This is a genomic window from Octadecabacter antarcticus 307, from assembly GCF_000155675.2.
GTDB classification, from domain to species: Bacteria; Pseudomonadota; Alphaproteobacteria; order Rhodobacterales; family Rhodobacteraceae; genus Octadecabacter; species Octadecabacter antarcticus.
On record NC_020911.1, the window covers coordinates 4018204 to 4033483 of the forward strand.

Sequence of the window (15280 nt, forward strand, 5' to 3'; positions counted from 1 at the left end):
AATACGCATTGGAGCGCACTTGCTTCTGATGCGTCAGACTCGGCATATCTTTCGATAACTTAACGGGTTTGATGAGCGCTTATTCCGCGTCCTGCCGGACGTCACACTGACCGCTTCGACAGGTGTCTCAGCGTCACTCTCAAAACGGGATTTGCGGAGCAGCGCTGTCTTGTCGTGGCGTATCTCCGCGTCTTCGTCGTTCATTTTCCTTACAATACGAGTGGTTTTGTCCAGCATCGTTTCTTTGTGCTTAGCGGCGGCCGTGTAAACAGTCGTGTTTGCCAGTTTGGCCATTAAAAAATTCCCTTAACTTATTTATTCCTTTTACTGCACTGCGCTTAGGCTCAGGACTCATAACCAAAACATAGCGGTTGCAGCGCGCATGATGGTGGAGAGGAAGACCGTTGGACTTCTGTCGTAGCGTGTTGCGACGCGTATCCAATCTTTGATCCTGCCGAACATGCGCTCGATACGGTTGCGTCGTTTGTAGCGCCTCTTATCCATTGCCCGGCAGGCGAATAGGACATTCGCTGAGAGGGGGATAGACGAAAAACACTGGAAATACGCGCAGTCGAAGTGACCAGAAACGGCGTTGGTGATGCACCCATTCTACCCGATCTCCTTGATCAGATCCCGCCGGGTGAGAAGATTGGCAGCGTCACAGCGCCCTCTCATGCATGTAAACATGCGCCGTCAGGCAGTGGATGGGGCATACGATACGCGCAAATGCCACGACGCGATTGCTTCCCGCAATGCTCATGCTGTGATCCCGCCGCGCAAAAATGCTAAGTTGTGGAAGTCCGACACTCCAGGGGCACAAGCGCGAAACGAAGCGGTCCGATCTTCAAAATATCTGGGCCGCACATTGTGGCGGCAACTGACTGGGTACCACCGTCGAAGCCGCGCTGAAACGAACCCTCTCGGGACATTGCTGCGCAATACCCTGCCGGGCAGTGAATGCATTGTGTGAAGCTGCTTGGTCAGCGCCTCTCGGCCCGTGATTTCGACCGGCAGGTTGCGCAGATCCAAATCCGTGCTGCGATCCTGAACGGTTTCACAGCCCTTGGCATCCCCAGTACCGAGACCGTAGGCTGAATCTATCTGCGGTAAGGGAAAGAACGGCCTCAGACCGAACTGTGCAACAAAGCCGGTCCAGCTATTCATGAACGACATGCTACCACCTTGGAATCACAACATGAATCCCCTCAACTGATTTGTGCAATAAAGCCATAATCCTCCCTAAAATTATTGGCATTCAAAACCCAAATTTTCTCCGCAAGATATCTGAGGATATTTTTTGATGAAGATAGCACGATTTCGCGACGCACAGGTCATGGGCATTTTGAAGCAGGCGGAGGGCGGTACGCCGGTCTCTGAGCTGTGTCGGAAGCATGGGATGAGTAGCGCCAGTTTTACAAGTGGCGTGCCAAGTTCGGCGGCATGGATGCGTCCTTGATCACCGAGATGAAGGACATGGCCGAGCAAAACCGCCGTCTCAAGAGGATGTATGCTGCGATGAGTATGTCCGAGACGATCTTCTGAAGGAGGCGCTCGGAATAAAGCGCTAAGGCCGTCTCACCGACGATTCCCTCTCGGTGAATGTGCCATTCACCTGCCGGCCAGTGGATGGCCATGAATGCAGTCATGCAGCGGGGCACAAGTATCGCACTTGCCTGTCGTACCTTCCAAATTAGCGAGACCTGCTATCGGTACAGCCCGATCTTGAGTGATGAGAATGAGGAGAGAGCAGATTGGCTGGAACGCCTGACCAAGAACAAGCGCACGTGGGGCTTTGGGTTGTGTTTTTTATATTTACGCAACGTGCAGGGCTACGGCTGGAACCACAAACGCGTGTATCCCACTGGCCGTCAGGCGGATCTACTGTGAACTGGAGCTGAACCTGCGGATCAAGCCAAAAAATCGCCTCAAACGTGACAAACCCGAGCCGTTAGCGGTGCCTGATGCACCAAACGAGACCTGGTCTATCGCTGCCCGGCAGTTGATTGCTGTGCAATCAATGAGAGGGGATTTCATGGCGGATCAGCTTGCAGACGGCAGATCAATCCGAACTCTTAACGTCTTGGATGACTTCAATCGTGAAGGCTTGTGCATTGACGTGGACTTCTCGCTGCCCGCAGAACGCGTCGTCCGGAGCCTGAACCAGATCATCGAGTGGCGCGGCAAACCCCAAACCATACGTGTCGATAACGTCCTATGCGCGGAATGATTAGCTGAATTGGCGTCAGGTTATTGTCGCATCGAGGCGTCTCGACACGTTAGAAGCATTGCTCAGTTTGGCATTTTGGTCAACGAACTGTCTCTCCCATAACAAACACAGAGTACGCTTTTGCGGCTCTCACCGTCCTTAAGACGAGATCTTTGGGTCGTTGAGCAGAAGGCCTAAACATTATCTACGAGGTCAGTTGTCTGCCTCCACGGCCCTTACAGAGAAAGGTCCTACTGCTGTCGATCACCCCTCAAAGAAGGGGCGATATGGTTCGCCGTGCTTGATGATCCCATGAACGGTTCGGGCCATCTTCGCTGCGATTGCGGTGTACGCCTTTCGGCGCAAATGGGTGTTGTGACGGTCTTTGGCGATGTAGCGCTCGAACTTGTCGCGGAAGCTGTTGGTGCGCTGCAGAATAGCAACCTGTCCAGCCATCCAAAGCGTTCGACGAAGCCGAGCATTGCCATATTTTGACAGTTTGGTTTGCCCTCTGAATGTACCTGATTGCATAGTCGCAAGGTCCATTCCACAGAACTTCGAAAACTGCCGGTGATGACGAAAGCGCCGTACATCCCCAGCTTCTGCCAAAATTGTCAAAGCATTGCGTATTCCGGGGCAATCCGGCCACCCATACCGATTTGATCCGGCCGGGGGTTCCGGGGCATCCGGCCACCCCCCTTTGACCTGATTTAGTGTGCTGCGAGGCGATCTGTAGCAGGGCTACTCTGACGTTCCTTTTGAACATGCTTATCGCGTCGGAATCTGCGGCAACCGGCAGTCCGACTGATACTTTGGCAGTCTCGTAGATATCTGAAAGTAAACGCTCTTTTGCAACCTTGCGGCCCACCACATCCCAAGCGTCAGCGATGAATGCCTCCTTGCTCATGGCTGAGATCAAGTGTGGTGACGGATAACGTTCAAGGAAAGCAAAGAACCAGTCACTGCGAGAACTGCGAGAACTGCGATGGAAACGATCAGCTTCAGGAAAATACAGCGGCAGATAATGGGTTAAAACTCGGTGCCACAACTCGGTGCCACAACTCGGTCTTCGACTTGGATACGATGTCATGCGTTTTGGAACGCTCTTGGATGTCGTTAGTGCCACGCACGAGGGGGGCATGATAAAACTGCTCGTTCCCGATCTCCATCATGTGAAGAATGACCTGGGCATCCTTAGGGTCGTTTTTGTCCCAACTGTTGTGCAAGGCCTCTCGCGTTCTGGCCAGGGCCACAGATGACACCAACTTCAACTCAAAACCTGCTGCGGCAAGATGATAAGCCAAGGCACGGTGATAATTACCCGTTGCTTCAAAAGCTACACGGACAGGGCGGCCGTAGCAGGCAAGCGATGTGATTAGACGATTGAAGTCGTCTAGCTGGTTCAGAACAGTCAAACGACGGCGGCGCTTCTTGTCCGCAATAGCAATGAGACCTTCGTCGCGGGCCTTCGAGATATCGATGGCCACCAAAACGGGCGCAGTTTGTGTAATAATGATATCGGTCATAGTTGGTCTCCTTTGCGGTGTGGTTTGTACAAAACCACCGTAGGGACCTGAGGCACGGCTATGACCACCTGCTGCGTTATTTGGGGCTGCGCAGGCAGTCATAGCCTTAAATTAGCGATATTCCGAAGGTGTTATGGGCCGGAATACGTCAGTTCAAAGCTGCAGGAATGGGCATCAAAGCATCACATCACCCTATGCTACATCCAGCCAGGAAACCCCAACAGAATGCCTATACCGAGCGATACAATCGGACGGTTCGCCCCTCTCTTCGATGCTTAGCATCGACTGCCGGGCAGTTAATGAATGGCTCAGAACACACATCTTTCACAGCATTCAGGAGGTGCAAGAACACACCACACAATGGTTATGGACTTACAATAATCCCTCTCGGGACATACTTCGTATGCCCTGCCGGGCAGTGGACCGCCCAGAAACTAAAGATGGCCGCGTAGTTTCACTGCCCCACCCGTCAGAAAGGGGGGGATTACCGTAGGACACCTGCCATGCGTAGTGCTGAGATCGCGGCTTACTTGTGACCCACCCGTCGCATGGGGTGCAGATCTTTGTGGCGACCAAACCCCCTCTCATTGATTGCTTTGCAATTAACTGCCGGGCCGTCGTGGACTTTCGCAAAAGGCCACGGCGGTTTGGCCACGCTGGTGCAGAGCCATTTGCAGAAAAAGCCCTTAGACGGTGCGGTCTATGTCTTTCGTGCAAAGCGGGCTGACCGGCTCAAGATGATCCCCCTCTCATGCATGTAAACATGCACTGCCGGTCGGCGGGTGGGATGGGAGCGGTCTCGCAACGGCGTATTACGGCTGGATCCGGCGCAGTTTGAAGCGCTGGTTGCAGGTCTGGACTGGCGTCGCGTGACCGCGTTAAAGACCCGTCCACCGGCTGCGGCAGAATAACTTGGGTGGTGTTTTGCACGGGCGGATTGCCCTTAATTTTGATAACTCACAGGCATGACTCCCCCTGCCTATATTCCTGACAATATCGATGCGCTCAAGGCCATTATCTTGGCCTCGCAGGCGAAGATAACGGAGCAAGACCGGGTCATCGAGCGCAAGGAAGACCGCACTATCCGGCTTGATAAGTTGTAGGCGGTGAATTCACCAACGAAGTGCAAATTCTTTAACAAGGTATTGAATTGCATGGAGTTACATTATGAGCCGCAGCGACCCTCACTTGAACCTCGACGAACGACGCGATCTGGCCAAATGGCTTGACGCGAAGATACCGATCAAAGAGATCGCGGACAATCTGTGTCGTGCGCCTTCGACAATACTAGCGCGAGATCAAGCGGGACTACTATCGTGATGAGGAAATTCCAGAACTGAACGGCTATCATGCAATGGTTGCCCAGAGCCGTTATGAAGGGCGCCGCGCTGTGCATCGCAAGCTGATCAGAGACCCTGACATCATGGCCGCTGTGCGCAGTGGTTTTTACGCGGGTTGCTCGCCAGAACAGATCGCAGGACGCATGCAATTGGAGCGTCATCCCATGCGCGTCAGTCATGAGACGATCTATCGTACGCGTATTCCAAAGACGGACACGCTGAGAAGTTCTACCAGCATCTCCCTCGATACCGCCAAAATCGTAGCCCAAGTGGCATGCGTGGCATGCGCAAGCGCTCTGGACGTCAGCTTCTTGCGGCAGTCCAAACCCATCATAGAGGGCCTGATCGAAGGACTGTCTCCTTGGCAGAAAGGCACGGTCGAAAACACCAACAATCGACTGCGCCGCTACCCCCCCCCCCCCCCCGCAAGTCCGATCCCACCGCGTTCACAAATCGATATTTGAGGTCGGTTTGCGACCGCCTCAACACAACGCCGCGCACGTGGCTGGGATATCAAACGCCAGCTGAAATCTTCCGCGCAAAACTGATGGAAAGCGAGAAATCAAACGGTTAGAATTACCAAACAGAAATTGCGCTTCAACCGGAGTTTACAGGCGTCATCTCAGAAAATCGTTTTCTGGATGGTGTTGACTACCGCCGCAATCTGTCTGACGCCTTCTTTGCTTACGGCCAATCTGACGTGTCTATCGACAGGCTGACAACAACTGCTGGCGAATACGCAAAAGACATCTTTGCCGGTGTGGGTGTGGGTTACCGCATGCTTCAACAGCATCGACACACAGTGGTTCGTCCAAGCAGATCCTGTCTGGCGTGCGGCAGACGTTGTCGGTGACGCAGCTGTTAACGAAGTTGCGGCATCTATCTCGTCCAACGTATTCGTAAACCGCACAGACACTATGTATCTCACCAATGATACCGACGTAATCTATTCTAAATTCGCAGCAATATTGTTCAACAATTTGGCCGTGAACGTATCGCTTACAGACCCGCTGGCGCTGCGGACCTGTAGGCGACACGCTATAACGATCAGACTGACGCCAACTTCTCTGACGGAGAAAACACCCTTGGCATAGCGGTCGTCTATAACTTCAACTAAGGGGTTTTGGGGTCGTTCTTGATCTTTATATCGAATTGATCCCGAATTACCTACCGCGAGGGGGGCTTTCCCAAGTGGGTCTGACCCTCGTAGACACAAGCACATTGTTGAACAGGGGCGGAGCAATCCGCCTTTTTTGCGCTGCCTCGCATCCCCAGCCCCCCAGGACTCCCCTCGCGAGGTGGCGCATTTATTGCACTTCTAAATCGTCCACAGTACGCCCTGCACAACTTCTTCGTAGAGTTTGCGATAAGTTGCCACTAAAAGGGCGGCAACACGCCAATGGCCTGAACAGGACAAACATGAAACCAATCCGCCTGATATCCGGCTTTCTGACTGTCGGCGTCTGGACGTTGCTGAGCCGCATCTTGGGCTTTGTGCGTGATATCCTGATCGCGGGCTATCTTGGCACAGGTCCGGTGGCGCAGGCGTTCTTGGTGGCGTTTTCACTGCCCAATATGTTTCGCCGCTTTTTTGCCGAAGGCGCGTTCAACATGGCCTTCGTGCCGATGTTTTCAAAGAAACTGCAAGACACCGAAAATGCTGGTGCGGACGCCAAAACCTTTGCGCAGGACGCCTTTATGGGGTTGGCGTTTGTGCTGGCGATTTTCACAGCACTTGGCGTGATATTCATGCCCGCCTTGGTGTTGATGATGGCGTCAGGTTTCAAGGGGGATGAGCGATTCGATCTGGCCGTTGAATACGGCCGCCTCGCCTTTCCATATATTTTGTTCATCTCGCTGGCGGCCCTCGTGTCTGGTGTTTTGAACGCGACAGGGCGATTTGCGGCTGCAGCCGCGGCACCTGTGCTACTGAACTTGATTTTCATCTGCACGCTTATCTGGGCCGCGACACTAGATAACACAACAATCGTCGACCTTGGTTCAAACGTCACATTCATGACCCGAGAGGCATACATCGGCTCAAGCCTCGCGTGGGCAGTGCCGCTGGCAGGCCTTGCGCAACTAGCGTTGGTTTGGTGGGCTGCGCGGCGTGCGGGGTTCACATTTCGACTGCGGATGCCGCGTCTGACGCCTGATTTGCGCAAGCTGGCGGTCATTGCAGCACCTGCAATGCTGGCGGGTGGCGTGATGCAGATCAACCTTTTGGTGGGTCGCCAAGTTGCAAGTTTTTATGACGGCGCGATTGCGTGGTTATCATATGCTGATCGTTTGTATCAGTTGCCCCTTGGCGTGGTTGCGATTGCGTTGGGGGTGGTGTTGCTCCCTGACTTGAGCCGTCGATTGGCAGCCGGTGATCTGGACGGTGGGCGCGACGCATTTAACCGCGCAGCAGAATTGGCTCTGGCGTTAACGATCCCCGCCGCTGTCGCGTTGATCGTGATAGCGCAAGATCTAGTCAGTGTGTTGTTCCAACGCGGCGCGTTTGATTCAGATGACGCCGCCGCCACCGCATTGGCAGTCATGGTCTACGGCGCCGGCCTTCCAGCGTTTGTTCTGCAAAAGGCAATGCAACCGCTGTATTTCGCGCGCGGCGACACCAAGCGGCCATTCTATTACGCCGCCGTTGCTATGGTCGCGAACGCAGGCATTGCGATTGGGCTGTCGATGTATATCGGCTATATCGCCGCTGCGCTTGCGACCACATTGGCGGGCTGGGTCATGGTCTGGCTCTTGTGGCGCGGCAGCCGAACCATGGGCGACGCCGCGCAATTTGATGCGCGATTCAAGACACGTTTCTGGCGGATCATGCTCGCGTCTATGCTGATGGGGGCTTTGTTGTGGAACACCGTCTTACTGGTCGGTCCCGCACTCGGCATGGACACAATCCGCTACGGCGCTTTGGCGTTTGTGGTGATCGTTGGCATGGCTGGCTATTTCTTGATTGGCCGCCTTGTTGGCGCGTTTCGGGTATCAGAATTCAAGGCTGCGATGCGCCGCGGCTGAGGATTTCAGGTATTTAAGAACCAAAGAAACAGGACGGCGCTATTCCCCCGCCCACAGCAGTTCAATCCGCAAACCACCGGGTTCGGCAAACATCATATGGTGGCGCGGACCGCTGCCCATAGGTTCGGGGGTGAATTCGATTTGGACACCTGCGGTATTGGCCAGCGTCGCGGCGAGGTTGATGAGCGTCGATTCATCGGGCACCGCAAGCGCGAGGTGATGCAGGCCCAGACCCGTCTTGCGATCAAACGGCGCCGGGTTGTCGGTTTGTACCTGCCAGAGCGTGAGCCGCAATGCCCCATCCGTAACAGTCGTGCGCGGGTAGCTGTCATCGCGCGCGATAACGTCCCAGCCCAGTACGTCCACGAAAAATGCAGTCGTCACGCCCAGATCGCGCACCGTCAGGCCGAGGTGGTTGAGGCCAAGTGTCTTGCCCACGATCAGGCCCTTTTGCGAATACGGTTGAGAAAGGCCGACCAGCCACCCGGAGCCAAAAGCGGTGCGGTAAACAGCCCAATCAGAAAGCCAGACACCTCGGCAATCCAAGTTGGCGAGGATCCGAACAGCATGAAATAAACCAACATAATGCCGAGCAGAATACCGATCAGTTGGAACGCCTTAAGTTGATTGTCGCCCATGCGTTCAAGTGCGAGCCACATCAGATAGGTATAGGCGCCGATCAGACCATAAACACCAGGGTATGCACCGATCAACTGCGTGTTCTGCCATGACAGAATACCATAAATAACCGCCCCAAAGACTGAGCTGGTGAAGAACAGGATCAAAAATGCAATCGGGCTGAAAGTTTCACCTACAAATTTTCCAAGTGCGAGCACCAGGACACTGGCCCAAACCGCATGGGTCAGGGAGCCATGAACGAACGGATAGGTCACAAAGCGTTTCCAATAATCGTGCGAGCCACGACCCCGTTCGAAAATTTCCGTCATTACTTCGGGATAGAACTGGAATTCGCCAAACGCACTTGCCCGCCAGCCCACGCCCTGCGCCCCTCCGATCCAGCCATTTGCGGCGGCTGTTAGGGTCAGTTCGACCGCGGCGATGACAAGAACCAGCAACAATGGCACCAGCGGTATCGTGTTAAACGGGCTTTCGATTGGGTCGGTGTTGTGCCCAAGGTCGTTCATACTGGAGGTCCCTTCGGTTGACGGCGTGTTGGGGCATGGGTAAGCGAGTGTGATCCGTTAATCCAGCTTTGGAATGCCACCATGACCGATAATGCCTTCACCCCGCGCGTCTTTTCCGGCATCAAGCCGTCCGGCGGCCTGACGCTCGGCAATTACCTCGGCGCGATCAAGCGCTGGGTAGATATGCAGTCCCCCGACATGGACAACATCTATTGCGCCGTCGATCTTCACGCGATTACAGTTTGGCAGGACCCTCCGGCGTTAAAAGCTGGCACGCGTGAAATCGCCGCCGGACTTCTGGCATCGGGTATTGATCCGGAAAATTCCATTCTGTTCAACCAGTCCCAAGTGCCCGAACACGCACAGCTGGCGTGGATTTTCAACTGCGTGGCACGCGTTGGCTGGATGAACCGGATGACGCAATTCAAGGATAAAGCGGGCAAGAACGCCGAGAAAGCATCGCTTGGCCTATACGCCTACCCGTCCCTGATGGCCGCGGATATCCTGATGTATCACGCGACGCACGTGCCGGTGGGCGAAGACCAGAAACAGCACGTTGAACTGACACGCGACATCGCAGCCAAGTTTAACAGTGATTTCGGCGTGGATTTCTTTCCGCAAACCGAAGCAGTGATCGAAGGCCCCGGAACGCGGGTCATGAACCTGCGCGACGGAACCAAGAAGATGTCCAAGTCAGGCGACAGCGACATGGAACGCATCAACATGCTGGATGACGCCGACACCATTGCCAAGAAGTTCAAGAAGGCAAAGACTGATCCTGATGGATTGCCCGAGACCGTTGAGGGTCTGGCGGGACGACCTGAGGCGAAGAACCTTGTGGATATTTATGCTAGTCTGTCTGACATGACGCCCGAAGCCGTGATTGCGCAGTATCCCGGTGCCAGCTGGGGCACGTTCAAACCTGCGCTGGCGGATTTGGCTGTCACAAAGCTCGCACCGATTTCGGATGAAATGAAGCGGCTGATGGATGATCCGGCAGAGATTGACCGCAAACTGGCGCGCGGTGCGCAAAAAGCACGCGAGATCGCAACGCCGATCTTGGAAAAAACCTATGATATTGTTGGGCTTTTGCGGGCGTAAGACTGACGGGATCGGAATGAGAAATTCACGACTGCGAACCGCCACATGAGGTGGCTGCTGTTCATAATATTGACCTTGTCACCGTTCACCATGACGGCGGGCAGCGTCGCGTGGCTGTCATCGCAGTCGCCTTTTGCAGCCCCGATTGTTGATCGCAGCAGGTAGCAAATTGAGTCGGTATTGACCCGCGCCATGGCCCGCGAAGTGACGCTGGTATGGTTACTGCCACGCATACAGGACACGATCATTGCGCAGGACCTGATGCAGATCGACGTGCTGATGGGGCTGGCGCTTGATCATGGCGTCGCTTTGCCGCCAACATTGGTTGAAGACATATCCGCCCTCAATATCGCAGCGTCCGGATTGATCGCGCGCGCAACCGCATGCAGCGCCTGTGCTGTGGATATTACCACCTGTTCGACAGTATTCCAAATGGGCGCCTGCGCCTTACCGTTTGAATTAACGCCTGCGGGCGATTTGAATGCGTTGCGCCGTGCGGCAGGCGATTATCTGGCAGGCGACAACATAGACGAACTAGATTTCGGGCTGGCGATTATCGGCCTTGGCGCAACCGGCGCGGTGATTGCGTCCGGCGGCACCAGTTACACCATCAAGGCAAGCACGTCAGTTTTGCGGATGGCACGCAGGCTCGGCACGCTCACGGCGCCGCTGACCACGCGGCTCAGCAGTTTGATTGGTGATGCGGTGCAATGGGACCGGATGGGCGACCTTGCAGCGTTGCGCATTGGACCGGCCGATGTGGTGGACAGCGCGAAACTGGCGGAACTGGGTGAACTGAGTGGCTCGTTGCGCCGCGTCGCCGACAAGACATCCGTCGCAGAAGCCATACTGCTGCTGCGACATGTCGACACCGCGCAAGAGGCAGCGCGACTGGCCCGCGTCAGCGATGCGTTGGGCCCAAGAACACGCGGCGCATTTGAGGTTTTGGGCAATGCCCGCGTGTTTAGCGCCGCTGTTCACATCAGCAATCTTGCGATTGGCGCGACCGCTGCGATCTATCTTTTAGCCCTACAATCATTGATATTCACTAGCCAGCAATGCGCCAACGGCTGTGTGCGCGCCACGCGGCGGTTCTTGCGGTAAACGCAGTTATGGATTGCGCGAGTGGCGGCTCTCCTTCACAGTCAGGCGACTAAGGGAGACAACAATGCGCAAATTTCTCGTGATCCTAGATGACAGTCGTGAATGCCTGAACGCGATGCGTTTTGCTGCAATGCGGGCGGCCAAATCCGGCGGCGGTGTTGCCGTGCTGTCGGTCATTCCACCAGATGAATTCAACCACTGGATCGGAGTCAGTGAAGTGATGCGTGCGGAAACCCGCGAACGCATTGAAGTACATTTCGAAGTCTTCGCCAAATGGATGCGCGACAAGCAAAACGTTAATCCCGAACTGATCATCCGCGAAGGCGTGCCTGTGACCGAAATCCTCGCGCAGATTGAAGAAGACTCAGAAGTCGGCTTGTTGGTGCTGGGCGCTGCCACGAATAAAAAGGGCCCCGGTCCATTGATCACTGCGATGATCAAACAGGCTGGAACTTTGCCGATCCCGATGACGATCGTGCCTGGTGATATGTCAAAAGAACGCCTTGAGGCGATCACCTGAACCAATAAGCGCATTTGAAGATCTGCGGCGCTCACGGACTGACCGGTGAATCTGATCGCACAATACGCGGCGGTTGATACGGCCTTCAACTGCCCTGTGCGGCATCGGCGCGGGCGTTTTATGACAGTTCATCTTGAATTTGTGACATGATTCTCACTCGATGAGGAGCAGCGTGAAATGTCGCACACTAATGTTATTGCATCCGCTGCCGGCGATTACATCAGCGCATTCCCACCATCACAAGATGTCGGCACAGAAGTTGAACTGGGTTTAATTGTTGTCGAAATCACAGCATCATTCGGAGACGCCATCACAATCTTGAAATTTGGTGGCCAAATTATGGACACACAAGAACTCAATTTCAATTGTCACAACTAAGCCGATCGCTGTTCTTTACTTCCTCCCCACTTCAGATCGCCCAAAGGGCGGACCGTTTGCGTCTTAGAACGATTCCAAACCTTGACTTTACGGGGATGTGGGAGCATATATAAATCCTGACAAAAAAGGTTTGCCCCACCATGTTTATCCAGACTGAATCTACCCCGAACCCAGCGACATTGAAATTCCTGCCCGGTCAGACCGTGCTTGAAGTCGGCACCGCCGATTTTACGAGCGTTGAAGCCGCTGGCAAGAGCCCCTTGGCGGGTCGTATTTTCGCTGTTGAGGGTGTTACAGGCGTGTTCTTCGGTAATGACTTTGTGACCGTAACGAAGGCGGATAGTGTTGAATGGGACCACATCAAACCCGCGATTCTGGGTGCCGTGATGGAACATTATCAGTCTGGTGCCGCGGTAATGACCGGCGAACAAACTGGGTCCGGCCATGCTGAACACACTGGCGAAGACAGTGATATCGTGAACCAAATCAAAGAGTTACTTGACACACGGGTCCGCCCGGCTGTTGCTCAAGACGGCGGCGACATCACGTTCCATGGCTTTGATCGCGGCGTGGTTTATCTGCATATGCAAGGCGCGTGCGCAGGCTGCCCATCCTCAACATTGACACTAAAAATGGGCATCGAAAACCTGCTGCGCCACTACATTCCCGAAGTGATCGAAGTCCGCCCTGTCGCGGCGTAGGTATTCATGAAGGCTCGGCCAATCATTCTGGCATTCGACACATCGGCGGCGCATTGCGCCGCCGCTTTGATGTGGGGGGATGGTCAAATAGCCACCCGTCAAGAAGATATGTCGCGCGGTCAGGGGGAGCGGTTGATCGGGCTGCTTGAAGACCTGCTGGCAGACGAAGGGTTCAGTTGGGCTGATCTTGATGCAATCGCTGTGGGTGTGGGGCCAGGAAACTTTACGGGCATCCGCATTTCGGTTTCTGCGGCGCGTGGTTTGGCACTGGGCCTTGGGAAACCCGCAATTGGCGTCAACGGATTTGAGGCCGTGGCGCATGGCCAAACTCTGCCCTACACCGCCTATTTGCCCGCACCGCGTGACCAACGATATGCGATGGATTTAACGCAGGCCGGTTTGCCCCCCCCCCGTCTCGAAGACGCAGATGCGCCTGCGCCGAATCCTACCACCCTAATTATTGCGATCGCGAACATAGCGGCAGCGCGTTTGGCGCAGCCTGATGAAACTTTCGTGCGGCCTGCACCGCTGTATGTGCGCCCCGCAGATGCCGCCCCGCCGCGCGACAAACCGCCGATGATCCTGCCGTGATCGCTGCGGCCCTCGCACAGACCCACAGGTCGGCGTTTGCTGGAATAGGCTGGCCTGCAGCAGATTTTGAACGCTACTTGAACGACAAAACGATCCTGATCCACGGCGATAATGCCTGTTTCGCGGTTTTTCGGCTTGCCAGACCAGAAGCGGAAATTTTGACGCTCGCCACCCATCCAGACGCCCAAGGCAAAGGGCGGGCGGCGTCCATGTTGCGCGGCGCGCTCGACGTCTTGACCAATACTGGAATCGAGGCGGTTTTCCTAGACGTCGCGGATGATAACACGGCTGCCCTCGCGCTTTATGCCCGCGCCGGATTCGCGCAGTTCCGCACGCGTCGCAACTACTACGCGAACGGCGCATCCGCGATCTGCATGAAAGTTGCGATTTCCCCTGCCCATTACCCTGCATCGGGTGCTTAAAACGTGTCCCAAATCACCTGACCCATAAGAATCGGTTGATCTTTCCGGCACCACATTGCCTAATTTGCGCATGATCGAAATGACGCCCGCTGCTTTGGCGGGTTTGAGATCGGGGACCGCTCTTACATGCGGCCCCCCAACAACAAACTGGGAGAGTTTTATGACCCTTATGACTAAATTCCTGAGCGCGACCACTGCACTTGCCCTGACCGCTGGCGTTGCATTTGCCGACGGCCACGCGTCCAACCCTGCGATCATTTATGATCTGGGTGGCAAATTCGACAAATCGTTTAACGAATCGGCCTTCAATGGCGCTCAGCGTTGGGCCGAAGAAAACAGCAGCGCATTTGCTGAATTCGAAATCACATCCGATGCCCAGCGCGAACAGGCGATCCGCCGCTTTGCCGAAGATGGCAACAGCCCGATCGTTATGGCCGGTTTTTCGTGGGCAACCGCGCTTGAAGTTGTGGCCCCCGATTATCCTGACACAGACTTCGTCGTTATTGACGTGTCATGGATCAACATGCCGAACGTGCGCGCAATCGGCTTCAAGGAACAGGAAGGATCCTACCTTGTTGGTATGATGGCCGCGACCGCGTCCGAAAGTGGTGTCGTGTCTTTCGTTGGCGGTATGGACATTCCACTGATCCGTCGCTTTGCCTGTGGCTACGCCCAAGGTGCGATGGCTGCAAACCCTGACGCGACGATCATCGCCAACATGACGGGCACAACACCTGCCGCTTGGAATGACCCCGTCAAAGGGTCCGAATTGACGCTGGCACAGATCAGCCAAGGGTCGGACGTTGTGTTCGCCGCTGCTGGTGGTACTGGCGTTGGTGTTCTGCAAACGGCAGCCGACGAAGGCATCTTGTCCATCGGTGTGGACGCCAACCAGAACTACCTGCACCCAGGTCAGGTCCTGACATCCATGCTCAAGCGCGTTGATAACGTTGTGTACGATTCATTCTCCAACAAGGGTGATCTGGAAGCCGGTATCTTCGTTCTTGGCGTCGAAAGTGGTGCGGTCGGATATTCGCTGGACGAGTTCAACGCAGAGCTTGTGTCCGACGACATGAAGGCCGCTGTTGATGCTGCTTCGGCCGAAATGGTTGCTGGCACCTTGGTGGTCCACGACTATATGTCTGACGAAACTTGCCCAGCGCTTGAATTCTAAGGCTGGCTGTTAACGACACTACATTTGGGGCTGCGCTGATAAACTCGG

15 protein-coding genes and 6 pseudogenes are annotated in these 15280 nt (G+C 55.0%); 15 read left to right on the top strand and 6 right to left on the bottom strand.

Features of this window, described 5'->3' with window-relative positions; all coding sequences use genetic code 11:
• Nucleotides 1-33 precede the first annotated feature (33 nt).
• Both OAN307_RS20570 and OAN307_RS27185 read right to left on the bottom strand, forming a co-directional pair.
• Complete coding sequence (locus OAN307_RS20570) at nt 34-294, bottom strand: hypothetical protein (RefSeq protein ID WP_015501431.1); 261 nt, start codon at nt 292-294, stop codon at nt 34-36.
• A gap of 57 nt (nt 295-351) precedes the next feature.
• A pseudogene (locus tag OAN307_RS27185) lies at nt 352-501 on the bottom strand (IS5/IS1182 family transposase); the annotation flags it as partial.
• Between the two features lie 36 nt (nt 502-537).
• Here OAN307_RS27185 and OAN307_RS27190 point away from each other — a divergent pair.
• Both OAN307_RS27190 and OAN307_RS27195 read left to right on the top strand, forming a co-directional pair.
• A pseudogene (locus OAN307_RS27190) lies at nt 538-1095 on the top strand (transposase); the annotation flags it as partial.
• 205 nt (nt 1096-1300) lie between these two features.
• Nucleotides 1301-2209 (top strand): annotated as a pseudogene (locus OAN307_RS27195) (transposase); the annotation flags it as partial.
• A gap of 202 nt (nt 2210-2411) precedes the next feature.
• Here OAN307_RS27195 and OAN307_RS31480 read toward each other — a convergent pair.
• Nucleotides 2412-3732 (bottom strand): annotated as a pseudogene (locus OAN307_RS31480) (IS110 family transposase).
• Between the two features lie 135 nt (nt 3733-3867).
• Here OAN307_RS31480 and OAN307_RS28500 point away from each other — a divergent pair.
• From OAN307_RS28500 to murJ, 5 genes and pseudogenes are all read left to right on the top strand, one after another.
• Nucleotides 3868-4184: pseudogene (locus OAN307_RS28500) on the top strand (integrase core domain-containing protein); the annotation flags it as partial.
• Nucleotides 4185-4280: 96 nt separating this feature from the next.
• Nucleotides 4281-4493: an IS66 family insertion sequence element accessory protein TnpB gene (gene tnpB / locus OAN307_RS31485; protein ID WP_083903156.1), complete on the top strand. Its 213-nt coding sequence runs from the start codon at nt 4281-4283 to the stop codon at nt 4491-4493.
• Between the two features lie 204 nt (nt 4494-4697).
• Nucleotides 4698-4835, top strand: a complete 138-nt coding sequence (locus OAN307_RS29205; RefSeq protein WP_187292504.1) for a hypothetical protein — start codon at nt 4698-4700, stop codon at nt 4833-4835.
• A gap of 64 nt (nt 4836-4899) precedes the next feature.
• Nucleotides 4900-5646 (top strand): annotated as a pseudogene (locus OAN307_RS20600) (transposase).
• An 845-nt stretch (nt 5647-6491) separates the two neighbouring features.
• Nucleotides 6492-8096, top strand: a complete 1605-nt coding sequence (murJ, locus tag OAN307_RS20610; RefSeq protein WP_015501434.1) for a murein biosynthesis integral membrane protein MurJ — start codon at nt 6492-6494, stop codon at nt 8094-8096.
• Nucleotides 8097-8135: 39 nt separating this feature from the next.
• On the opposite strand, the gene OAN307_RS20615 is transcribed toward murJ, so the two are convergent.
• Together OAN307_RS20615 and OAN307_RS20620 are read right to left on the bottom strand one after the other, a co-directional pair.
• Nucleotides 8136-8534 (bottom strand): VOC family protein, encoded by a 399-nt coding sequence (locus OAN307_RS20615; protein WP_015501435.1) that lies wholly within the window; start codon nt 8532-8534, stop codon nt 8136-8138.
• A 2-nt stretch (nt 8535-8536) separates the two neighbouring features.
• Nucleotides 8537-9241, bottom strand: a complete 705-nt coding sequence (locus OAN307_RS20620) for a rhomboid family intramembrane serine protease (RefSeq protein WP_015501436.1) — start codon at nt 9239-9241, stop codon at nt 8537-8539.
• Between the two features lie 81 nt (nt 9242-9322).
• On the opposite strand from OAN307_RS20620, the gene trpS reads away from it, so the two are divergent.
• Nucleotides 9323-10342 carry a tryptophan--tRNA ligase gene (gene trpS / locus OAN307_RS20625; protein WP_015501437.1) on the top strand — a complete coding sequence of 340 codons (1020 nt, stop codon included), beginning with the start codon at nt 9323-9325 and terminating at the stop codon, nt 10340-10342.
• Here trpS and OAN307_RS28505 read toward each other — a convergent pair.
• Entirely contained in the window at nt 10312-10536 is a 225-nt protein-coding gene (locus tag OAN307_RS28505) for a hypothetical protein (RefSeq protein ID WP_144055651.1), read from the bottom strand. The genes trpS and OAN307_RS28505 overlap by 31 nt on opposite strands.
• Between OAN307_RS28505 and OAN307_RS20630 the strand changes: the two genes are divergently transcribed.
• From OAN307_RS20630 to OAN307_RS20660, 7 genes are all read left to right on the top strand, one after another.
• Entirely contained in the window at nt 10523-11446 is a 924-nt protein-coding gene (locus OAN307_RS20630; protein ID WP_144055652.1) for a hypothetical protein, read from the top strand. The two genes, OAN307_RS28505 and OAN307_RS20630, sit on opposite strands and share 14 nt — an antisense overlap.
• A gap of 64 nt (nt 11447-11510) precedes the next feature.
• Entirely contained in the window at nt 11511-11966 is a 456-nt protein-coding gene (locus tag OAN307_RS20635) for a universal stress protein (RefSeq protein ID WP_015501439.1), read from the top strand.
• Nucleotides 11967-12143: 177 nt separating this feature from the next.
• On the top strand, nt 12144-12344 hold the full coding sequence (locus OAN307_RS20640; protein ID WP_015501440.1) for a hypothetical protein: 201 nt from the start codon (nt 12144-12146) through the stop codon (nt 12342-12344).
• A 140-nt stretch (nt 12345-12484) separates the two neighbouring features.
• Nucleotides 12485-13045, top strand: coding sequence for a NifU family protein (locus OAN307_RS20645; protein WP_015501441.1), 561 nt, complete (start codon nt 12485-12487; stop codon nt 13043-13045).
• 6 nt (nt 13046-13051) lie between these two features.
• The gene (gene tsaB, locus OAN307_RS20650; protein WP_044044156.1) at nt 13052-13636 is read left to right on the top strand and encodes a tRNA (adenosine(37)-N6)-threonylcarbamoyltransferase complex dimerization subunit type 1 TsaB; all 585 of its coding nucleotides are present in this window, start codon (nt 13052-13054) and stop codon (nt 13634-13636) included.
• Nucleotides 13633-14058 carry a GNAT family N-acetyltransferase gene (locus tag OAN307_RS20655; protein WP_015501443.1) on the top strand — a complete coding sequence of 142 codons (426 nt, stop codon included), beginning with the start codon at nt 13633-13635 and terminating at the stop codon, nt 14056-14058. Before tsaB ends, OAN307_RS20655 begins: the two co-directional genes overlap by 4 nt.
• 160 nt (nt 14059-14218) lie before the next feature.
• Nucleotides 14219-15232 carry a BMP family lipoprotein gene (locus tag OAN307_RS20660; RefSeq protein ID WP_015501444.1) on the top strand — a complete coding sequence of 338 codons (1014 nt, stop codon included), beginning with the start codon at nt 14219-14221 and terminating at the stop codon, nt 15230-15232.
• Nucleotides 15233-15280 lie beyond the last annotated feature (48 nt).